Here is a 23270-nt window from a genome sequence, read left to right on the forward strand (position 1 = left end):
TACTTCGTTTATTTCAATCGCTTCGATAAAAGTTCAATAATGTTATTCTGTACAAGTGAGTGACACAACGATGTTGGGTAATATTCATGCCGCTTGTCAGCAAAATAAAAATTTATAAAATTATTATTTTATAAATTTAATTTTAATGTAACAATCTTAGTTCCCCTTTAGGGGACAGGGGTTTTACATCGCAATCTCCTTAACCTTATTCATCATTTGCACACCATGCACCAATGCAGCGCCACCTTTTATGGCTGCGGCAATGTGTACGGCTTCCATCATTTGTGCTTCGCTGTATCCTTTTTCGTAAGCATCGCTGCTGTAGGCATCAATGCAGTACGGGCATTGCACGGCATGTGCAACGGCTAAGGCGATCAACGATTTTTCTTTTGCAGTAAGGGCACTATCGGCAAAGGCTGCACCGTACCAGGCAAAAAATTTATCGGCTAAATCTTTTTGGTATTCGCCGATATTACCAAATTTAGCAAGGTCGGCTGCATTGTAATAATGGTCGCTCATGTGTTACAGTTTATAATTTTCTAAATACAGTGTCCAGTCGTAAGGTTTAAATGCTATTGAGGGGTTAGCTTTTTCGGGAACAATATTTAATGATTTAACAAGCCGGATCATTTTTTTCTTTCCACCAAAATCTCTTCTAAACCATCCCATAATTGCAGGAAGATATAATTTATTTTCTGTTACATTATAATTTGCTTCTCCGGTTAAATAGGCTTTGGTGGCCAGCTCTAATTGCTGGTTAATATTTTCGGCATTATAAAATGCAATAGGCGGGCAACTTTTGGCACCGCAGTTTAAAGCAAAATGAATACGGTTATCTAAGTGGCGTACACGTAATGCCCTTTCGGTTTTATTGGGAAATAATTTATTAAAATACCCGAGGCTCCATTTTATTTTGCTTCTTCTTAAGATGCCGTGTTCTATTACATCAAGACTGAATGTTTTGCCGGCAACAATAATATTTTTTGCAGAAAAAAATTCGCCCCTGTCTTTGTACAGATCTGGGTTTTTATGCAGCGATGAATTTACGTAACCATTGTATAGGTTTATCCAGAAAGATTTTTTCTCCTCATCATTGCTGATATTTTTTGTCAGCTCATCAAAAGATAAATTTTTAAGCTGATCAATAAATGCTGTAACATCTTCATTTAATTTGGCAGCATACATAAAATCCTGCGAAAGTTTTATCAGTGTGTTTTTACTGACAGTAAAAACAGGCATTTTTGTATCAGTTTTTAATTCAGTTTTAGATTCACTTTTAACTATAACAGTTTGTGTTGCCGTCGTAATTTTTCCATCCTCAATAAATTTTTGCAGCATGGCTTCTGTAAGGTCTGCAGCATTGGTAATTGAAATTACTTTTAAATTTTTATCCAGCACCACAGTGTAAGGATAAGATGGTGGTTGAAAAGCATTGGTAAAAATATTGCCTTCATCAACAACAAGGGGCAAAGCAAAAGGTTTACGGCTGCTGATAAATTTGTTTAGTTTATCCTCTGTTTCGTTTGAAACCAAAAAAATATTTACATCTGCTGCAAATTTATTTTTAAAACTGGTAAGTTCAGGTAAAGCCTTAATACAAGGCACACACCAGGTACCAAAAAAATCTATAATAGTAATATTGCCTTTTAAATTTTTTAGAGTAGAGGAAGGGGTATTATAATTGAGAATTTTTTTAACCTGCAGATCGGCAACAGCATCGCCGGTTTTGTAACCGGTTTGGGCAAAGCTGTTTATTGATAAAAAAATAAATATTGCAGAAAGAAATTTCATATATAAATGTAAAACAGTTTAAAACCAATTTACGTACATTCACCCAATAAAGATTTAGTTATGGAGTATTCTTTAAAAATGATAAAAGAATGTGCGGCATTTTTACATAATAAGGGTATAGGAAAACCTTTAGCAGGTATTGTATTAGGCACCGGCCTTGGCGCATTTATACATAAGATTGATATAAAAATTACAGTTCCGTATAATGAAATACCCAATTTTCCCGAAGCAACGGTAGAGTTTCATAAAGGCAATTTAATTTATGGATTGTTGAATAATGTACCGGTAATTGCCATGCAGGGCAGGTTTCATTATTACGAGGGATACACTATGCAGCAGGTAACTTTTCCGGTAAGGGTGATGAAAGAATTAGGTGTACAATATTTATTATTGAGTAATGCAGCAGGGGGTATGAATGCTGCTTACAAAAAAGGCGATCTGGTTTTATTGACCGATCATATTAATGAGCAACCCGAAAATCCTTTACGTGGATTGAACGATGCCGCTTTTGGAAACCGTTTTGTTGATATGAGCAGCCCCTACAATAAAGATTTGAACAATAAAATTTTGATTGCTGCAAAAAAATTATCTATACCAGTTAAAGAAGGTATTTACGTTGCTGTTGCAGGTCCTAATTTAGAAACAAGGGCGGAGTACAGGCATTTAAGAAATATGGGTGCCGATATGGTAGGCATGAGTACAGTACCCGAAGTAATTGTTGCCAACCATGTTGGTTTGCCCTGTGCTGCTATAAGTGTAATTACTGATGAATGCGACCCTGATAATTTGCAGCCTGTTGATATTGCAGAAATAATTGCAGTGGCTGGTAAGGCTGATGCAAAGTTGAGTGAATTATTTGCTGAAGTAATTGGAGGCTTTTAAGTTTAGTGGTTTAGACGTTTAGAGAGTTTAGATTTTGCAGAATGATTACTAAACTCCTAAACTTTCTAAACATCTAAACCTCAATTCAATTGCGGATCAATCGGAAAGTTTATCATCATTTCATAATCGCCGCCCAAATGTATCAGGCTGCGTTTCCATACTTCGTTATCTTTTGTATTAAATACTAAATTTTTTGTGGCGTCAACTGTTAGCCAACTTTTCTCTTTCATTTCATCATTCAGTTGCCCATCGCTCCAGCCACTGTAACCAATAAAAAATTTTATTTTTTTTTGGTCAAGACTGTTATTTTTTATTAATGCAGTAACAGTTTCAAAATTGCCGCCCCAGTAAATACCATCGCCTATTTTAAAAGCTTCGGGTATTAAATCGGGGTATTGGTGTACAAAGTGAATAGTGTCTGTTTGCACCGGGCCTCCATAAAAAACAGGTAAAGGAAAGCCATCAAAATTATTGAGCAGTTCATCAAGTGTTTGCTCAATTTTTTTATTCAGCACAAAACCAAAGCTGCCTTCTTCTTTATGATCGCACAACAGCACTACCGTTCTTAAAAAATTGGGATCTTTTAAAAACGGGTCTGCAATTAATAATATGCCTGGGCCTGGGTCAATCATATTCCTAAAGTAAGGTTTAATTGCAAATTACAAAAGAGAAAAGTAAAATTTATTGAAGATATTTGGTGTAAGGCCGCTACGGATAAGCTTTTATATTTCCAGATAACTGGTAGCGCCAGGCACCTAAAAAAAACTAAACCTTCGTTAAATTTACAGTTTGGCAGTTTTACCATATTTTACACCCTCTAACTGATATATTTTTGCATAGATGAAAAGAATTTTCCCTATTATAACCATACTGATTTTTTTATCACTGCTGGGGCTGATTTTTTTTCAGTTTCTCTGGATAAAAAGTGCAAGAGATGCTAAGGATAAGCAGGTGGAAGAAAATATTATCCACGCTTTGGAAATAGCTGGCGAAACATTATCGCAGGGCAAAAATACCATTATACCTTTTGCCAACAGGAACGATATGCTTTTTCCCGGTGACAGGTTACAATATTTTAAATCATCAGTAATACAAAGATTTTCAAAAGAAGAAATTTCTCAGATTATAAGAAATGCATTTAACCAAAAAAATCTTAAGCATTACCCTTTTGAATTTGCCATTACCGAAAACTCCATAAGCGGCAGGCAATTACTTACTGATAATTATTATAAACTTTATGTTGACTCTGCCAATAACATAAACCATGTAATTGCGTTACAACCACCCAGCGGCAGCAACTACGAAAATTTAGTGAATGAAGAATTGCTTTGTGTAATTATACCCAATCAAAAAAGTATTATCTGGAAAGAAATGTACTGGTTTATTATTGGTGCTATTTTGTTCACTTTAATTATTACCACCGCTTTTTTTATTACTATCAGAACATTATTGAAACAAAAAAAATTAAGTGAAATAAAATCAGATTTTATTAATAACATGACGCATGAATTTAAAACACCGCTGGCTACAATTTCGCTGGCAGTAGATGCGTTAAAAAATGATAAGGTAAAAGGCAACGAAGAAAAAACCAATTACTTTACCCATATAATTAAAGAAGAAAATAAACGCATGAACAAGCAGGTGGAAACCATACTGCAGGCGGCTTTGCTGGATAAGCAGGAAGTGCAATTGAATCTTAAAAAATCTTCGGCACACGATTTAATTACCAGTGCATTAAATAATATTACTTTACAGGTAGAAGAAAAAAAGGGTACACTTGATGTGAAGTTAAATGCAGAAAAAGATTTGATACTTGCCGACGAAGTACATTTTACCAATTTAATAAATAACCTTTTAGATAATGCGGTAAAATATTCAAAAGAAAATTTACAGATAAAACTAACTACGGAGAATAGCGGCAACCATTTAAAAATAAAAATTGAAGATAACGGCATTGGCATGAACAAAGAAACCGTAAACCGCATTTTTGAAAAATTTTACCGTGCCCATACCGGCAATATCCATAATGTAAAAGGATTTGGCCTGGGGCTGAGTTATGTAAAAATTATGGTGCTGGCGCATCATGGTACAATTAAGGCAGAGAGTGTGTTGGGAAAGGGGAGTACGTTTGTTATTAGTATGCCGCTGGCTGCGATGTAATTTATCTCTTTGCAACAGGTACCACCAGTTTTAATCCACTCCACAAATCACTTACGGCACAAACTTTTATATCAACTAGATTATTTTGTAAAGCAAAATTTCTTATAAAGTTTTCATTTATATCAGTGGCTATACCTGCGCTTTTTTTATACCACGATACCCAAATAATAATTGCTGAATTATTTTTAACGCATTGCAAAACTTTTTTCATTCCATTTTCAAAAGCTAAAATATTTTTTGCAAACAAGTGAATAAAGTCAGGAGTTTGATTGCCAGTAATTATTTGAGCAGCAATATTATTTTCTAAAAGATCAAAATAATTATCCGGCGCATCTACCAACAAAATTTTCATTTCGGGTTTGATGCCCAGTTTTTTTAAAAGTGGTGTACCTGAGTATCCTGTAGTTGACATAACTAAAATATTATTTTAAAATTGGGTTATCAACACCTATCCACATCAATCCACACCCAACGCACATTTAAATCCTTATAAAGCTCTCTCAAACCCAAGCCCTGTTTGCCTATAATTCATGTGGATAAAAAACTTTATCTAAAAAATGGTGGCGAAGTGGGAAAAAGTGTTATTTTGTGTAAGTTTCTGTTTAAGCAGTGCTAAATAATTGAAAATGATAGGTTTCCTCGGTGAATATGAAGCTACATTGGATTTAAAGGGTCGCTTTTTGCTGCCGGCTGGTTTTAGAAAACAGCTTACGCATAAGAGTGCCAACCAGTTTGTGCTTAACCGGGGGTTTGAAAAATGCCTTACGTTATACCCATTGCAAAGCTGGGAACCTATATTTTCTGAAATAAGCAAACTGAACGATTTTGATCCTAAAGTTAGAGAATTTCGCCGCTATTTTTTAAACGGCGCCATTCAGTTAGAACTGGATTCGGCAGGCAGATTATTGCTGCCCAAAAACCTTAGCGAACATGCAGGCCTGGAAAAAGATATTGTGCTGGTGAGTGCCGTAAACAAAATTGAGATCTGGGATAAAAGTAAGTATACACAGTTCTTTGAAACTTTTACACCGCAAAGCTTTAGCGATTTGGCTAACGAGGTGATGAACAAGGTAGTTAATTAGTTTAATGGTTAATTAGTTGATGAGTATGAAAAAAGAAAACGAATCAAAACCAATTAACCAATCAACCAATCAACCAATCAACTATCACACGCCCGTTTTGCTAAACCAAGCCATTGAAGGATTGCAAATTAAAGCGGATGGTATTTATGTGGATGCCACATTTGGTGGCGGCGGACACAGCCGAACAATTTTGCAACAGCTAAATAAAAATGGCAGGCTTTATGTTTTTGACCAGGATGCTGATGCAAAAAATAATGTGCCTGACGATGAACGGATAATTTTTATTCCGCAAAATTTCCGGCACCTGCAACGCTTTTTACGATTGCAGAAAATTACTAAGGTAGATGGTATTTTGGCAGACCTTGGCGTATCCAGTCACCAGTTTGATGAAGCAGCAAGAGGTTTTTCTATTCGCTTTGATGCTGCACTGGATATGCGAATGGACCAGCGTGAAAAAATTACTGCTGCCGATGTGCTGAAAAATTTTACAGAACAACAGCTGCATAAAATTTTTGAACAGTATGGCGAAGTAACCAATTCGAAAACGCTTGCTAAAATAATTGTACAGCAAAGAGCAGTAGCACCTGTCCGTACCATTAACGAATTTAAACATGCTGTGCATACTGCGGTAAAAGGAAACCCTCAAAAATACTTTGCCCAGGTATTTCAGGCACTGCGTATTGAAGTCAACGATGAGTTAGGCGCATTAAAAGAATTATTACAGCAAACCCCCACACTGTTAAAGCCCGGCGGAAGAGCAGCAATTATCACCTTTCATTCTTTGGAAGACAGGATAGTGAAAACATTTTTTCGTTACGGAAGTTTTTCCGAAACTGAAGCAGATGATGTGTATGGCATTAAACCCGAAAGCCCTTTTATCATCATTACCAAAAAACCAATTGTTGCTGCAGCGGCAGAACAAAAACAAAACCCCCGCAGCAGAAGTGCAAAGCTGAGGGTGGCCGAATTAAAATAAAAGTTTCAAAAAAAAATATAAAAATTAATGCAGGGCGAAAAAAAAATAACTGAACCATCACTTACTCAAAAAATTGAGTGGCGGAGGTTGCTGAGTTATAAATGGGTAGTTAAAAATATCCCGTTCTTTTTGTTTTTGTCAGTGCTGGCGGTATTGTACATCTATAACGGCCATTACGCAGATAAGTTAGTTAGAAAAATAAATGTAACAGAAAAGCACATCAAAGAATTAGAGTACGAATATAAAACAGTAAAGAGCGAAGTGATTTTTAGAAGCAAGGCAAGCGAACTGGCAAAAGCAGTAGAACCATTGGGGCTAAAAGAATTGGTGGCGCCGCCGGTGGTGTTGACAGCCCCACCTATCCTCCCCCAAGGGGAGGGAAATGGAGGCGGAAAATAGCGAAGATTAAATAGAGAAAAAATAAAACATAATTAAAGTTCAATAGCGGTATGCGGTATAAGTGAGTGACACAACGATGATGCCATAGAAAACAAATGCTGGTAACAAAAAAATAAAACATAATCTCTAATATTTCCCTCCCCTCGGGGGAGGATAGGTGGGGTTGGGCCAATGGACATAAAAAAAGACATATTGTGGCGGGTGTATCTCTGTTTTATAGGGATGATACTTTTAGGTGCAGTGGTACTGGGCAGGGCATTTTACATTCAGCGCATAGAAGGAAATTACTGGAAAGATTTGGGAAAAAATTTGCACTTAAAATATTTACCCATTGATGCAGAAAGAGGAACTATTTACAGCGAAGATGGAAATATGCTGAGTACATCTGTGCCCATATTTGATGTGTTTGTTGATTTTGGTGCAGAAGGCCTGAGAGAAAAAAACGGTAAAAGATTTAAAGATAATATTGATTCGTTGAGTATAAGCCTTGCTAATCTTTTTAAAGATAAAAATGCAGCAGCTTATAAAAAACAATTGCAGCAGGCTTATAAAAAAGAAGACCGGTATTTTATTTTGAAGAAGAAAATTTCATTTGCTGATTATAAGGAGCTAAGGAATTTTCCATTGGTAAGACAGGGCAGAAACAAAAGCGGTTTCATCTTTGATACAAGGGACAAAAGAATAAACCCTTATGTTTTATTAGCCAACAGAACTATTGGTTTATCAAGAGAAGACAGTACAAAAAATGTTGGGTTAGAAAGGAGTTACGACAGTTTGCTTAAAGGTTCATCGGGGCAAAGATTGATGCGCTATATCGCCGGTGCATACGTGCCGGTGGAAGGTGCACAGCTGGAACCGGAAAATGGAAAAGATATCATCACCACTTTAGATACTTACATGCAGGACGTAGCAGAAAATGCTTTAATGAAAATGATGGTGGGTAATAACTCACTGCATGGCACTGCTATTGTAATGGAAACTGCAACCGGTAAAATAAAAGCGATTGCTAATTTAGGAAAACAAAGCGATGGCAGTTATGCAGAAGATTTAAATTATGGTATTGGTAAAGCCACAGAGCCGGGATCAATTTTTAAACTGGCTACATTAATAAGTTTGCTGGAAGATAAACATGTAACTATAAATTCTACCGTTGATTGCGAAGGTGGTGCAAAACTTTTTTATGGATTAAGAATTAAAGATTCTCACATGGGGGCACATGATATTTCTGTTAAAGAAGCTTTTTATACCAGCAGCAATGTGGCATTTGCAAAAATGGCCGATCAGTATTATCACAGCCAGCCCTCTAGATTTATTGCACACCTGCAGCGTTTTAGGTTAGATGTTATGACCGGTGTTGACATTGACGCCGCCTCAGCAAAAACCACAATAAAAAAACCAACTAACCGCAGTTGGGCCAACACTACCATTCCGTTTATGGCGCATGGCTACGAAGAATTAGTAACACCATTGCACATGCTGATGTTATACAACGCTGTTGCCAATAATGGAAAAATGATGAAACCGTACTTGGTGAATTCGGTAAGAGATTATGGCGTGGATGTAAAAACAATGGAGCCAAAAGTGCTCGTAGATAAAATTTGCAGTGATGAAACTTTGGTGCAAATAAAAGAATGTTTAAGGGCTGTTGTAGATAGTGTACATGGCACCGGGCATAAAATTTTATCGGATAATACTTATGGCATTGCAGGTAAAACCGGAACAGCAGTAACTGCTTTAAATAATAAAGGATACAACAAAGGCAATAAAATTTACCAGGCATCTTTTATAGGATATTTTCCTTCAAACGATCCTAAATATACAATGGCTGTAGTAATACAAAACAGTAACGAATCTAAATTAGTTTATGGTGCCGATGTGTCGGGTACGGTGTTTAAAGAAATAAGCGACAGAATTTATGGCCGTTTTTTAAGTAACAAACAATTTACTGCACCAGCAAATACTGATACCACTCAATATAATTTTTTTGGAATGAAAAAAGAACTGGTATCAGTATTTGGATTTTTAAAAATGCCGTTTAGCGATTCTGCAATCAATGGCGATTTTAGAAAATCGAGTATGAAAAACAATTTTTCTTTTTTAAATACATCGTGGAGTTCAACTGTATCATCCGCTTCTGTAACCCCCAACGTTGTGGGAATGGGATTGAAAGATGCAGTGTATTTATTAGAAAACTCAGGATTAAAAGTTACCACAGCCGGAAGAGGAAGAGTGGTAAATCAATCAATAGCAGCAGCAACCAATTTTAAAAAAGGACAAACCATTTCGTTAGTATTAAATTGATTTTACAGGACATACTATATAAAGTTGCTATCAGCTCTGTAAAGGGCAATACCAATATTGATGTAACCAGTTTGCAGATTGATTCAAGAAAGATCAGCAAGGGTAGTTGCTTTATTGCCGTGAAGGGAACTGCTGCTGATGGCCATACATTCATTGATAAAGCAACAGAAAATGGTGCATCAGTAATTGTTTGTGAAGTTTTGCCTGTAGTTTTAAAAGAAAGTATTACTTATATAGAAGTGGAGAACAGTGCAGCTGCTGCAGGTTTAATAAGTCACAATTTTTATGGCGAACCTTCTGCAAAAATAAAATTGGTTGGTGTAACAGGTACTAATGGCAAAACAACTATTGCTACTTTATTATTCAAATTATTTTCCGGCTTAAATTATAAATGTGGTTTAATAAGTACTGTGCAAAATCAAATTGCAGATAAAATTATTCCTGCAACACATACCACACCCGATGCCATAAGTTTAAATGCCTTATTAAAACAAATAGTGGATGAAGGTTGCGAATATGTTTTTATGGAAGTGAGCAGTCATGCTATTCACCAGCACCGCATTACAGGGTTGCAATTTGTCGGCGCATTGTTCAGCAACATTACTCACGACCATTTGGATTATCACAAAACATTTGATGAATACATCCGTGTAAAAAAAATGTGGTTCGATAATTTATCAGCATCAGCATTTGCAATAAGCAACGCTGATGATAAAAGAGGAGCGGTGATGCTGCAAAACACTGTTGCAAAAAAATATTATTACAGCCTTAAAACAATGGCTGATTTTAAAGGAAAGATTTTAGACAATGGTTTAACCGGTTTGCATCTTACCATCAATGATATAGAAGTGCATTTTAGATTGATAGGAGAATTTAATGCATACAATTTATTAGCGGTGTATGGCGCAGCAATTTGTTTGGGCGAAGAAAAGAATGAAGTGCTGCAAATACTCAGCAGCCTTGATGGTGCCGAAGGAAGATTTGATTATATGATTAGTGCCAATGAAAAATTAATTGGCATTGTTGATTATGCCCACACACCCGATGCATTATTAAATGTACTGGCCACCATAAAAAAATTACGCAAAGGAATTGAACAGGTAATAACTGTGGTGGGCTGCGGTGGCGACAGAGATAAAACAAAAAGACCGGTTATGGCAGAAGTGGCCTGTGAGTACAGCGATAAAGTAATTCTTACTTCGGATAATCCACGCAGCGAAGATCCACTGGAAATTTTAAAGGACATGGAGGCAGGAGTTAACGTGGCAGCAAAAAAAAAAGTGATTTCTATTGCCGATAGAAGAGAAGCAATAAAAACAGCAGTGAGCCTGGCGCAAAAAGAAGACATTGTTTTAATAGCGGGCAAAGGGCACGAGAAATACCAGGATATAAAAGGCGTGAAGTACGATTTTGATGATAAGAAGGTATTGAATGAAATGTTTGAAATGCTGGAAAAATGACAACGGACAACAGGCGACTGACAACCGTTTGTACCATTTATAAACTAAAATGACTGTGGTCGGTCGACCATCGTCTGTTGACAAACTATGTTGTATCACTTATTTGATTGGTTAAGAAACGAAGGCTTTAAGTTTTCCGGCAGCGAACTGTACAGGTTCCAGAGCTTCCGGGTAATGCTTGCCATGGTTTTAAGCCTCATCATTACAACAGTTTATGGAAAAAAATTAATCAGGTTCTTACAAAAAAAGCAATTAGGCGAAAGTGTTAGAGATTTAGGTTTGGCAGGTGAGCAGGCAAAAAAAGGCACGCCAACAATGGGTGGTATCATTATTATTTTGGCCATCTTAATACCTACTTTATTATTTGCCAATTTAGAAAAAGTGTATATCCGATTAATGTTGTTGTGTACCGTTTGGTTGGGTGCCATTGGTTTTATAGACGACTATTTAAAAATAAGAGCAAAAAGAATAGCGCTGGCAAAAGGCGGCACATATAAAAAAAGTGATAGTGATGGATTGGCCGGCAGGTTTAAAATTTTTGGGCAGGTAATGCTGGGTATTATTGTTGGAGCCACTTTATATTTTACGCCAAGCGTGGTGGTGGAAAGAGAAATTTATAATCCAAACATACAATTTGTAAAAGATTCTGTTTTAAACCGGGGCGAACATTTAGCAACAGATTCTTTTCATACAACAATAATTGACGGCAAGAAGCACATTTTTGCAATTGTAAAAACACCTATTACTACAATACCGTTTGTAAAAACTCATGAATTTAATTATGCAAAATTATTACCCAAAAGCTGGGAGTCGCTTACCTATATTTTATACATCATCATTGTGATATTTATTGTAACCGCTGTGAGTAATGGAGCAAATATTACCGACGGGTTAGATGGTTTGGCCACCGGGGTTAGTGCGGTTATGGGTATTGGGCTGGGCATATTTGCTTACATCAGTGGTAATATAAAATTTGCAGAGTACCTCAACATTATGTACATACCCAACATTGGCGAACTCTCCATTTTTATTGCAGCATTTGTTGGGGCATGTATTGGATTTTTATGGTACAACAGTTACCCGGCGCAGGTTTTTATGGGAGATACGGGCAGCCTTGCACTGGGTGGAATTATTGCAGCACTCGCTATTATTGTACGTAAAGAATTATTGATACCTATTTTTTGTTTTGTGTTTTTGGTAGAAAATTTAAGTGTAATGATACAGGTAACTTATTTTAAATACACCAAACGAAAGTATGGCGAGGGGCGGCGGGTATTTTTAATGAGCCCGTTGCATCATCATTATCAAAAATTAGGTTATCACGAAAGTAAAATAGCAGTGAGGTTTTGGATTGTAACCATATTAAGTATGATAGTAGCAATAGCAACATTGAAATTAAGATAATAATAACCCCTTGCGGCTGGGGTAATGCTTTGTTGAAAAACCGCAACCTGGAATTTGTCAGCAGTTGACATTCTATGTTTTTCAATTTTGACCAATCAATATCTGTGAAAAAACTTTGTATGACCAGTAGAACCCTATACCCGTTAAATTCTATGCTTTTGAAGAACCTTTTTTTATTTATGTAAAAGCACAGGGTAAGTATTTGGTAAATTCTATGCTGTTGAAAAACCTTTTTTATTTCGTTTAAAACGAAATGTATAAACAACATTGTAAAATGATGAAGCGGTTAGTCATATTGGGTGCAGGCGAAAGTGGAATTGGCGCAGCTATACTTGCTAAGAAGCAGGGCTATGATGTTTTTGTAAGCGATGGCGGAACAATAAAAGATAATTACCGTACAGAATTATCCATTAACAAAATTGAATTTGAAGAAGCAACCCACACAGAAGCAAAAATTTTAAATGCAGATGAAGTGATGAAGAGTCCGGGCATACCGGAAAAAAATGAGCTGGTAAAGAAGATAAGAACAAAAGGGATTTCCATCATCAGTGAAATAGAATTTGCTTACCGCTATAAAGGCAACAGTAAAATTATTGCTATAACAGGCAGCAACGGAAAAACAACTACCACTGCATTAATTTATCACATCTGCAAACATGCCGGCGGCAATTGTGCCATGGTGGGTAATATTGGTTATTCATTTGCAAAACAGGTTGCGGTAGATCCTAAACCTTTATACGTAGCCGAAATAAGTTCTTTTCAGTTGGACGATATAAAAACTTTCAGGCCCGATGTTGCAGTATTGACCAACATCACCGAAGATCATTTAGACAGGTATGATTACAAAATAGAAAATTATATCAGCAGCAAATTTCGTATTGCAATGAATCAGCAACCCGGAGATGTTTTTATTTATTCTCTGGATGATGCCACAACAAAAAAATATATCAGCAACTATCACATTAAATCAATACTAGCCCCATTTACCATGAGTAAACCACTGCCACAGGGTGCATACCTGATGAACGCAAAAATGCATTTGAAATGGAAGAACGAAGAAATGCAAATGAGTATTGAAGACTTTGCTTTAAAAGGCAAACACAATCAGTATAACAGTATGGCTGCAAGTTTAGCAGCATCTGCGGTTGATATTCGAAAGGAAAAAATAAGAGAAGCGTTACAAACTTTTGAAAGTTTAGAACACAGGATGGAACCTGTTGCATCAATAAAAAATGTAGAATTTATTAACGACAGTAAAGCTACAAATGTAAACAGTACATGGTTTGCATTGGAGAGCATGGAAAAACCGGTGGTATTAATTTTAGGCGGTGTAGATAAAGGCAACGATTATTCTTTATTAAAAGAATTGGTTAAGGAAAAAGTAAAAGCCATTGTTTGTATGGGTGCTGATAACAGAAAAATTCATGAGGCATTTGGAGATATTATGCCACTGATTGTAAATACCACCTCGGCAAAAGAAGCAACAGAAGCTGCATTTCATTTTGCTGCAAAAGGCGATGTAGTTTTATTAAGCCCTGCATGTGCAAGTTTTGATCTGTTTAAAAATTACGAAGACAGGGGCAATCAATTTAAAAAAGCGGTGAAGGAATTGTAAAGGTCTGACGTCTCGTCTGACCTTGTTAAGATAAAACTGTATAAAAAAAATTGAAAAGAATAATTATAAAGCAAAAATAAAAAACCAATAAGTCCTCCGCCAGCTGGCGGAGATAGGGGCATGGCAAACTTAATAAACATAAAAGAATTATTTACACCAAACATCAGTAACAATTTGGTTAGCAAAACCAAAGGCGACCGTGTTATTTGGGGTATTGTGGTTATTCTTACGTTAGTAAGTTTATTAGTGGTGTACAGCAGTACAGGTTCATTGGCTTATAAATACAGTAAGAGCAACGAAAGTTATTTATTTAAACAGTTTGCATTTATAATTATTGGATTGGTGATTATATATTTTGCACACCGGGTTAATTATACGATTTATGCAAGGGTAGCAAAAATTTTATTTTTAATTTCTATACCATTAATGTTTTACACAACTTTTTTTGGCGAAGAAATTAATAAAGGCAGCCGCTGGATAAAATTGCCGGTAATTAACATGACTTTGCAAACATCAGATATGGCAAAACTGGCGTTGTTCATGTATCTAAGCCTTCAGCTTAGCCGCAAACAAAATGTAATTAAAGATTTTAAAAAAGGTTTTTTACCCATCATTACACCCGTTATAATTATCTGTGCTCTTATTGCCCCTGCAAATTTATCTACAGCTTTGCTGGTGGGTGCAACAAGTTTTATGCTGATGTTTATTGGCAGGGCAAATGCAAAACACATGCTGTTATCAATAGCAATCGCTTTGATACCGGTAATCTTTTTATTTACACTTGCTGTAACTACATACGATACTGCAGAGCGCAAAGCAAAAGAATTACCTGCAATTTTTGATGCAGGCCGTGTAAAAACATGGGTTAGCCGCATACAAACATTTGTGTACAGCAGTAAAAACGATGAAACAGAAAAAACCTACCAGATTAACCAGGCAAAAATTGCTATTGCCAATGGTGGATGGTTGGGCAGAGGCCCGGGCAACAGTGAAGCAAGAAATTTTTTACCACACTCTTACAGCGATTTTATTTATGCAATAATTATTGAGGAGTATGGTTTTTTTGGCGCCTCATTTATGGTATTTATTTACCTGTTGTTTTTATACCGCTGTATAAGGTTATATCGAAAATGCCCTTTTGCCTTCGGCGCATTTTTGGCGCTGGCATTAAGTTTTACATTGGTAATTCAGGCGATAGCAAATATGGGAGTGGCAGTAAATGCATTCCCCAATACAGGGGTTACGTTACCGTTAGTAAGTATGGGAGGCAGCAGTTTTTTGTTTACCTGTTTATCTATCGGTATTATTTTAAGTGTGGCAAGAAATGTGGAGCAGTTAGAACCCCCTCCGCTCCCTAAAGGGGGAACTGATCTTAGCGAAGGTTAGTGCGGAGTATTTGAAGGGTATGCAAAAAATAGACTTGAACTGTTTTATAAATGAATGAAGTAAAAAGTGAAAAAGCTGCTACGGTACCCCCTTTAGGGAGCGGAGGGGGCATCAGGGTTATCATCGCAGGTGGCGGCACAGGCGGCCACATTTTTCCGGCAATAGCTATTGCAAACGCCATAAAAAAATTGCAGCCACAAACAGAGTTTTTGTTTATAGGTGCAAAAGGAAAAATGGAAATGGAAAAAGTACCGCAGGCAGGTTTTGAAATTAAGGGATTGGATATAGCAGGTTTTAACAGAAGTTCTTTGATAAAAAATGTTGGCTTACCATTTAAGCTGGTAAAAAGTTTTTTCCAGGTGCGGCAAATTTTTAATTCGTTTCATCCAAATGCGGTAATTGGCGTTGGCGGATATTCAAGTTATCCGGTATTGCGTTATGCCCAGTCAAAAAAAATTAAAACTTTTATTCACGAGAGTAATTCATTTGCAGGCAAAAGCAATATACTGCTGGGTAAAAATGCCATCCGCATTTTTACCGCCAGCGATGGAATGGAAAAATTTTTCCCCGGGAATAAAATAATGCAAACGGGTAACCCGGTAAGATCAGCCATATCGCAAAGCACTTTAACAAGAGCAGAAGGTGTCAGTTATTTTGGATTAGATCCACAAAAAAAAACTATTCTTTCTGTTGGCGGCAGCCTGGGTGCAAAAAGCATTAACGAAGCGATACATAAACACATCGGCGAGTTTGAAAAAAATGAGTTACAACTGATTTGGCAAACGGGTAAAACTTACGCCGAAAAGGGAAAAGAAAGGGCTGAAGGCAAAAGCAATATTTGGGTAAACGATTTTATTACACAAATGGAATACGCTTACGCTGCAGCAGATTTAGTGATAAGCCGCAGCGGTGCTATGGCAATTGCAGAAATGGGTGTGGTAAAAAAACCTGCTGTCTTTGTGCCTTATCCTTATGCAGCAGAAGATCATCAAACTGCAAATGCACAAAGTTTAGTTAATATAAATGCTGGCATAATGGTAAAAGATAATGAGGCGTTAGATAAGTTGGTAACAGCAATTGTCAGTTTATCTAGAAGTGAAAATAAACAACATGAATTAATTACTAACATCAGCAAACTGGGCATTACTAATGCAGATGAAATTATTGCTAAAGAAATATTGAATTGTATTTAAAAAATCCAGCAGGGATTGTAACAGAATGAAAGATGTAAAAGAAATTGTAGACTCGATGAATAACTCCCCTTCAGGGGGCGGGGGCAGAATTTATTTCATTGGTATTGGAGGTATTGGTATGAGTGCACTGGCAAGATACTTCAATGCTAAAAATGTGATAGTAGGCGGTTACGATAAAACAGAAACTGCTTTAACAAAGCAATTAGCAGCAGAAGGAATAAAAGTGCATTACGAAGATAATATTTAGTTCATTGATACAGATGCACAGTTAATAGTTTATACACCGGCGGTTCCAAAAGATCATGCCGAATTAAATTATTACCTGGCACATAATTACGCTGTTGTAAAACGCAGCGATGTACTGGGTGCAATTACAGGCAGCTCATTTAATATTTGTGTAGCAGGTACACATGGTAAAACAACAACCAGTGCAATGGCGGCACATATTTTACAACACAGCGGTTATGGTTGTAATGCTTTTCTTGGGGGCATTGCAGTTAACTATAACAGTAATTTTTGGCCGAGTGAAAAAAATGTTTGTGTGGTGGAAGCAGATGAGTACGACAGAAGTTTTTTGAAATTAAGTCCCGATGTTGCCATCATTACAGCAATGGATGCAGACCATTTAGATATTTATGGTACAGCAGAAAATGTAGAGCAGGCATTTATTGATTTTAGTACAAAGGTGAAAGAAGGCGGTTTGTTGCTGAGCAAATTCGGTTTAAGCAGAACAGCAGCATTAAAAGCATCGCATCATTTAACGTACCATTTAGATGATGTAAAAGCAAATGTTTGTGGCGCTAATATAAAAATGAATAACGGCAGTTATCAGTTTGATGTAATATATAAAAATCCTGTTGCTATAAGCTGGAAATTAAATGAGGTAGAGTTGAACATGGGGGGTATGCACAATATAGAAAATATGATTGCAGCAATTGCAGTAGCGCATCATTTAAATATTGAAGACGAAAAAATAAAAGCTGCAGTAAGTTCTTTTAAAGGGGTAAAAAGGAGGTTTGAGTATATAGTTAAAAATGAAAAGCAAATTTTTATTGATGACTATGCACATCATCCTGATGAATTGAAAGCATTATTGACCGGGGCAAAAAAATTATTCCCCGATAAAAAATGCACTATTATTTTTCAACCGCACCTGTTTAGCCGTACCAAAGATTTTGCAGATGGATTTGCAGAAAGTTTAGACAGTGCAGATGAAATAATTCTTTTACCCATTTACCCGGCAAGAGAATTGCCAATGGAAGGAGTGAACAGCGAAATGATTTTGAATAAAATGAAAAGCACCAATAAAAAAGTGTTGCATAAAACTGAAATTTTAGAATGGATTAAAAATGGTAAAACAGAATTACTGATAACTGCAGGAGCAGGAGATATAGATACAGTAGTAGAACCAATAAAAAAAATATTAACAAACAGTAATTAATAAAACATAATCTTCTCCTTTTCCTCCCCCTTCAGGGGAGATAGAGGGGCCCGGAATGAGCGAACACAAACGATACAGCATTAAAAAAATCCTCTTAGCCATATTATGGGTAATGGTAAGCGCAGGTACAACTGTGCTGCTGGTTGCTGCTATTAAAAAAAATGATCTAAAAAAATGTAAAGACGTTGAAATAAAAATATCAGGTATTGAAAAAACTAACGGCCCAAAATTTGTTGATGAAGATGATATTTTAAATGCAATAAAAAATGTTTGTAAAACAAATCCCATTGGCCAGGCAATAGGTTCTTTCGATTTAAGAAAAATTGAAACAGAACTTGAAAAAAGTAAGTGGGTAAAAAATGCAGAGTTGTTCTTTGATAATAATGATATCTTAAAAGTAAACCTGAGGGAGAGAGAACCGGTGGCAAGAGTATTTACAACAAATAGTACATCTTTTTATATTGATACTGCATTAACAATGTTACCACTGAGCGATAAATTTTCAGCAAGGCTGCCGGTGTTCACTGGTTTTCCTTCAGATAATATTGTTTTGTCAGCAGCCGACAGCAGTTTATTAAATGATATAAAAAATATCAGTATCGCCATTCAAAAAGATACATTTAGGATGGCGATGATTGACCAGATAGATATTACTCCGGAAAGAAATTTTGAAATGATTCCTAAAATAGGTAATCAGCTAATTGTATTTGGTAATGCAACTGATGCCGAAGAAAAATTTAACAAGCTGCAGTTGTTTTATAAAAATGTAATGGTAAAAACCGGCTGGAATAAATACAGTGTAATTAATGTGCAGTTTAAAAACCAGGTGGTGGCAAAAATAAAAGGTGCAGAAGAAAAAACAGCCGATTCCATAAGAACAATACAAATAATGCAAATTATTGCAGCTAATGCCGCAAGGCAGTCAGAAGATTCTGTACAAACAATTATACCCGATAATAATAATAACACTGCCGACAGCAGTATGATTCAGCAATCAATACAGAGGGAAGATAATTACGAAACATCAAACCCAATAAATAATTTACCTCCGCAGCCAACAACCACTCAGCCGGTAATAATCCCGGCAAACACTAATCCGTTACCCATTGTAAAACCTGCGGTTACAAAACCTGCAGCATCCAATCCAATTCCTTCTAAAAAACCAGCAGCTGCAAAACCTGCAGTTGTAAAATCCAATCCAGTTAACAAGAGCAATACTATTACTCCTGTTAAAAAAACAATCATCAACCCAGTTATTAATGCAAAACCAAATGTTGTAAAACCAGTACCGGCAAAACCAAAAGTGGTAATGCCCAATAAAAATGATTATGCTCCTGTGCCTTAAAAGGGGAATGATTTTATAATAAAATATAAATAAGAAAATTAGATAACTTTATTCGAAAAGATTAAATAAACATACACAAACATTCTTATCTGCTTTTAGGGGATAGGGTACAAACAAAACATACAACTATGCATCACGAACAACCCATCATTGTAGGACTCGATATCGGCACCACAAAAATTGCTGCTATTGCCGGACGTAAAAACGAATACGGCAAATTAGAAATACTTGGTTTTGGCAGGGCCAACAGTAACGGTGTACAACACGGCATGGTGTTAAACATCGATCAAACTATTAAGGCCATTGAAATGGCATTAAAAAATTGCTACGACAGTAACCCCAATTTAGAAATTGGAGAAGTGTATGTAGGTATTGCTGGCCATCATATAAAAAGTTTGCAAACACGTGGCGATATTGTAAGGCAAAGTATTGAAGAAGAAATTCGCCAGGAAGAAATTGACCGCTTAGTTGCAGATCAATACCGTACTTATATTCCTGCAGGAGATCAAATTATTGATGTTATTCCGCAGGAATTTACGGTAGATAATTTTCAAAATATTCCTAACCCCATTGGATACAGTGGCGTAAAAGTGGGTGCCAACTTTCATATAATAACCGGTGATAAAAACGCTATTCGCAACATTAATCGCAGCGTTGAAAAAGCAGGCTTGCAAACAAAAGATTTGGTATTGCAACCATTGGCTTCTGCAGCTGCCGTAATGTGCGACCAGGATTTAGAAGCCGGTGTTGCCATTGTGGATATTGGTGGTGGTACAACAGATCTTGCTGTTTTTTATGAAGGTATTTTAAAACATACTGCGGTTATCCCTTTCGGTGGCGAAAATATTACCAACGATATTAAAACCGGTTTAGGTGTTTTAAAAACTCAGGCAGAGCAAATGAAAGTGCAGTTTGGAAGTGCCTTAAGCGACGAAGCAAAATCAAATGCATTCATCACTATTCCGGGTTTACGTGGTATGGCGCCAAAAGAAATCTCTGTAAAAAATTTAGCAGGAATTATACAGGCACGTATGAGTGAGATAATGGATTTTGTTACGTATCATTTAAAACAGGTTGGGCTGGATACAAGAATGCTGAATGGCGGTGTAATATTAACCGGTGGTGGTTCTCAATTAAAACATTTAATTCAGCTAACAGAATATGTAACGGGATTGAATGCACGGATTGGTTACCCTAACGAACATTTGGCTGCAGGCCATATTGATGAACTGGCAAAACCTATGTACAGTACCTGTATTGGTTTGATATTAAAAGGCTATAACGATTACGAAAATAAAAATAAACAGTTTGAAGAAAGCTTTAGAAAAATAGAAGTGCCAGAGAGTTTGCAGCAGCAGCCTGTTGACGAAACACTTGATGTGGTGGAAGAAACTAAAACTGTAAAAGTTAAACAGCGCAAAACATTAAAAGGCTTTATGGATTCTTTTAAAATTGGATTGATAGATTTATTTAAAGAAGAAGAGGATGCAAAATTGTAGCCCCTCCTATCCTCCCCCGGAGGGGAGGGAAATGGAGAAGATTATTTCGAAGATGCATAGGATAGCATATCATAATTAAAGATGAATAAAGAAATAATAGTATCCCGATAAAAATCGGGAAGTGACACAACAATGATGATTAAAGATTAAATGACCGTTTAAAAAAAATTCTTGACTAACCCAATATTAATGTTCAGTACATATTTTTCCTTGTTTAATAATCGAAAATTAGGTGCTGTATAAATTCTAACAGTTCTTCAAAGTCCTCCTTGGGGGATTTAGGGGGCTTTAAAACAAACAACTATGATACATTTTGATTTGCCGAAAGAGCAATCCTCCATCATTAAAGTGATTGGAGTTGGCGGCGGTGGCAGCAATGCAGTTAACCATATGTTTTCGCAAAACATAGAAGGCGTGAATTTTATTATTTGCAATACAGATGCACAGGCCATTGCATTAAGTAAAGTGCCTAACAAAATTCAGTTGGGGCCGCACTTAACACAAGGCTTAGGCGCTGGTGCAAATCCTGCCATTGGCAGGCAGGCAACCGAAGAAAGTTTAGAAGAAATAAAACGGATACTGGAAGTAAATACCAAGATGGCATTTATTACTGCCGGCATGGGTGGCGGTACCGGTACAGGTGGTGCACCAATCTTAGCAAAAATTTGTAAAGATTTGGGCATACTAACGGTGGGGATTGTTACCACTCCGTTTGCTTATGAAGGAAAGAAAAGAATTGCACAGGCAGAAGAAGGTGTGATGCTCTTGAAAAATCATGTAGATACTTTGCTGGTGATAAGCAACGATAAACTGCGCCACCAGTTTGGTAATTTAAAAATGAAAGAAGCTTTTGCAAAAGCAGATAATGTATTAGCCACTGCAGCAAAATGTATTACGGATGTAATTAACAGTACCGGTCAAATTAATGTGGATTTTGCCGATGTATGTACTGTAATGAGTAATGGTGGTGTAGCAATTTTAGGCAGCGCATCTGCCGAAGGCGAAAACAGGGCACAGGATGCTATTGAAAATGCATTGAACTCTCCATTGCTGAATGATAACGATATTAAAGGTGCAAAATGGATTTTGATAAATATTAATTCTGCTGAAGGCGAACACGAGTTTACCATGGATGAAGTAGAAGTAATTCAAAATCATTTATTGAGTAATGCAGGAGAAGATACTGATGTTATTTTAGGTTTGGGTTACGATAACAGTTTAGGCAGCCAGATTGGTATTACACTAATAGCAACAGGTTTTGAACATAAAGATCCGTTTGAAAAAAAGGCAACTGTTGAAACAACAGAAATAAAAAAGGATGATGATAAAATTGTGATGACACTGGAGATGCCGGTAAAAGAAATACCTGTTTTAAAAGTTGTAAAACCAATACAGCAACCCACTTTGCAATTTGAAGAAGAGGAGGATAAAGCCATTGCAGAAATAAGTGAAACACCCGCTGTACAATTTATTGAAGATGACATGATGCCTAAGCTGGTAGAAACTAAAAGTGAAAAAATAAAAGTAGAACCACCAAGTAAAATTACTGGGGAAAAGCTTGGGGAAAAAATTGAAGAAGCGCCTGTGTTTTTTGAAATATCTTCGGCTAAAGATCAAACACCTGTAATAGCGTTTGATATACCCACAACTCCGGTACCCAGCGAAAAACCCGTTATTAAAACCAGCGTTCAAACAGTTATTTCAACAAATAAAAATGCTAGCAATGCCCCTTCGTCGGGGGTTAAATTGGCGAAGCCTGCACAAATTTATGTGGAGGAACAGCCAGAAGCAAAATCCAATTCTAAAGAGGAGCTACTGCCGTTGCAGATAACAATTAAGGCCGACGAAACCGAGATTGAAGACATGCAGATGGTAGTTAAATCCCATCAAGCGGCGGAGGAAGAGCAACTTGTACAACAAACTCAGCCCATCATGATGTCCAATGTTGAGGAGCTTGCACCGCAGGACGAAACAGAGGAACTTAGGCGCCGGGCTATAGAACGCATTGCGAAGCTGCGTAATTTGTCATTCAACATCAATGCAGCCGATCCGAATAATGAGTTTGAAATGGTTCCAGCTTACCTTCGCCGCAATATGGAATTACATAATTCTATTGCAGAAGTAGAAAATTTTTACAGCAACTATACTGTAAAATCCGACGATAATAACCAGGCAGAAATCAGCACCATCAACAGTTTTTTAGAAGGAAAAAAACCTGATTAACATTTTAATGTTCAAAATATTTTTATAAAAATTTGTATTGTTTTGTATGTGTGGCCCTGCTGTAAAAAGCAGGGCTTTTTTATTTACAAATCTGTGAATTATATAAGTAAAAT

20 protein-coding genes are annotated in these 23270 nt (G+C 36.6%); 16 read left to right on the top strand and 4 right to left on the bottom strand.

Going from position 1 to position 23270, the window contains the following annotated elements; genetic code table 11:
* Positions 1–183 precede the first annotated feature (183 nt).
* A complete protein-coding gene (locus ACY651_RS18885) occupies positions 184–519 on the bottom strand; it encodes an arsenosugar biosynthesis-associated peroxidase-like protein (RefSeq protein ID WP_462219270.1) in 336 nt (111 codons plus the stop codon).
* A gap of 3 nt (positions 520–522) precedes the next feature.
* Positions 523–1791 carry a DUF547 domain-containing protein gene (locus ACY651_RS18890; protein WP_462255061.1) on the bottom strand — a complete coding sequence of 423 codons (1269 nt, stop codon included), beginning with the start codon at positions 1789–1791 and terminating at the stop codon, positions 523–525.
* 60 nt (positions 1792–1851) lie between these two features.
* Here ACY651_RS18890 and ACY651_RS18895 point away from each other — a divergent pair, with 60 nt between their 5' ends.
* Positions 1852–2673, top strand: a complete 822-nt coding sequence (locus tag ACY651_RS18895) for a purine-nucleoside phosphorylase (protein WP_462255062.1) — start codon at positions 1852–1854, stop codon at positions 2671–2673.
* Between the two features lie 80 nt (positions 2674–2753).
* Here the strand turns inward: ACY651_RS18895 and ACY651_RS18900 are convergent, their stop codons facing one another.
* The gene (locus ACY651_RS18900; protein WP_462255063.1) at positions 2754–3305 is read right to left on the bottom strand and encodes a YqgE/AlgH family protein; all 552 of its coding nucleotides are present in this window, start codon (positions 3303–3305) and stop codon (positions 2754–2756) included.
* A gap of 208 nt (positions 3306–3513) precedes the next feature.
* Here ACY651_RS18900 and ACY651_RS18905 point away from each other — a divergent pair, with 208 nt between their 5' ends.
* The gene (locus tag ACY651_RS18905; protein ID WP_462255064.1) at positions 3514–4833 is read left to right on the top strand and encodes a sensor histidine kinase; all 1320 of its coding nucleotides are present in this window, start codon (positions 3514–3516) and stop codon (positions 4831–4833) included.
* A 1-nt stretch (position 4834) separates the two neighbouring features.
* On the opposite strand, the gene ACY651_RS18910 is transcribed toward ACY651_RS18905, so the two are convergent.
* Positions 4835–5245 (bottom strand): hypothetical protein, encoded by a 411-nt coding sequence (locus ACY651_RS18910; RefSeq protein WP_462255065.1) that lies wholly within the window; start codon positions 5243–5245, stop codon positions 4835–4837.
* Between the two features lie 214 nt (positions 5246–5459).
* Between ACY651_RS18910 and mraZ the strand changes: the two genes are divergently transcribed.
* From mraZ to ftsZ, 14 genes are all read left to right on the top strand, one after another.
* The gene (gene mraZ, locus ACY651_RS18915) at positions 5460–5915 is read left to right on the top strand and encodes a division/cell wall cluster transcriptional repressor MraZ (protein ID WP_462255066.1); all 456 of its coding nucleotides are present in this window, start codon (positions 5460–5462) and stop codon (positions 5913–5915) included.
* Positions 5916–5940: 25 nt separating this feature from the next.
* On the top strand, positions 5941–6891 hold the full coding sequence (gene rsmH / locus ACY651_RS18920) for a 16S rRNA (cytosine(1402)-N(4))-methyltransferase RsmH (protein WP_462255067.1): 951 nt from the start codon (positions 5941–5943) through the stop codon (positions 6889–6891).
* Positions 6892–6918: 27 nt separating this feature from the next.
* A complete protein-coding gene (locus ACY651_RS18925; protein WP_462255068.1) occupies positions 6919–7290 on the top strand; it encodes an FtsL-like putative cell division protein in 372 nt (123 codons plus the stop codon).
* 171 nt (positions 7291–7461) lie between these two features.
* Complete coding sequence (locus ACY651_RS18930) at positions 7462–9591, top strand: penicillin-binding protein (protein ID WP_462255069.1); 2130 nt, start codon at positions 7462–7464, stop codon at positions 9589–9591.
* Positions 9588–11051 (top strand): UDP-N-acetylmuramoyl-L-alanyl-D-glutamate--2,6-diaminopimelate ligase, encoded by a 1464-nt coding sequence (locus ACY651_RS18935; protein WP_462255070.1) that lies wholly within the window; start codon positions 9588–9590, stop codon positions 11049–11051. The genes ACY651_RS18930 and ACY651_RS18935 overlap by 4 nt, the downstream gene beginning before the upstream one ends.
* 87 nt (positions 11052–11138) lie before the next feature.
* On the top strand, positions 11139–12455 hold the full coding sequence (gene mraY / locus ACY651_RS18940; RefSeq protein WP_462255071.1) for a phospho-N-acetylmuramoyl-pentapeptide-transferase: 1317 nt from the start codon (positions 11139–11141) through the stop codon (positions 12453–12455).
* Between the two features lie 274 nt (positions 12456–12729).
* The gene (gene murD / locus ACY651_RS18945) at positions 12730–14070 is read left to right on the top strand and encodes a UDP-N-acetylmuramoyl-L-alanine--D-glutamate ligase (protein ID WP_462255072.1); all 1341 of its coding nucleotides are present in this window, start codon (positions 12730–12732) and stop codon (positions 14068–14070) included.
* A gap of 120 nt (positions 14071–14190) precedes the next feature.
* Complete coding sequence (locus ACY651_RS18950; RefSeq protein WP_462255073.1) at positions 14191–15456, top strand: FtsW/RodA/SpoVE family cell cycle protein; 1266 nt, start codon at positions 14191–14193, stop codon at positions 15454–15456.
* A 50-nt stretch (positions 15457–15506) separates the two neighbouring features.
* On the top strand, positions 15507–16649 hold the full coding sequence (murG, locus tag ACY651_RS18955; protein WP_462255074.1) for an undecaprenyldiphospho-muramoylpentapeptide beta-N-acetylglucosaminyltransferase: 1143 nt from the start codon (positions 15507–15509) through the stop codon (positions 16647–16649).
* 25 nt (positions 16650–16674) lie between these two features.
* The gene (locus ACY651_RS18960; protein ID WP_462255075.1) at positions 16675–16896 is read left to right on the top strand and encodes a Mur ligase domain-containing protein; all 222 of its coding nucleotides are present in this window, start codon (positions 16675–16677) and stop codon (positions 16894–16896) included.
* A 144-nt stretch (positions 16897–17040) separates the two neighbouring features.
* On the top strand, positions 17041–18090 hold the full coding sequence (locus ACY651_RS18965; protein ID WP_462255100.1) for a UDP-N-acetylmuramate--L-alanine ligase: 1050 nt from the start codon (positions 17041–17043) through the stop codon (positions 18088–18090).
* A gap of 55 nt (positions 18091–18145) precedes the next feature.
* Complete coding sequence (locus tag ACY651_RS18970; RefSeq protein WP_462255076.1) at positions 18146–19435, top strand: cell division protein FtsQ/DivIB; 1290 nt, start codon at positions 18146–18148, stop codon at positions 19433–19435.
* 128 nt (positions 19436–19563) lie between these two features.
* Positions 19564–20934 (top strand): cell division protein FtsA, encoded by a 1371-nt coding sequence (gene ftsA / locus ACY651_RS18975; RefSeq protein ID WP_462255077.1) that lies wholly within the window; start codon positions 19564–19566, stop codon positions 20932–20934.
* A gap of 303 nt (positions 20935–21237) precedes the next feature.
* Entirely contained in the window at positions 21238–23157 is a 1920-nt protein-coding gene (ftsZ, locus tag ACY651_RS18980; protein ID WP_462255078.1) for a cell division protein FtsZ, read from the top strand.
* The last annotated feature ends 113 nt before the right edge of the window (positions 23158–23270 follow it).

Origin of the sequence: Ferruginibacter sp. (assembly GCF_031391665.1) — a bacterium.
Taxonomy (GTDB): domain Bacteria; phylum Bacteroidota; class Bacteroidia; order Chitinophagales; family Chitinophagaceae; genus Ferruginibacter.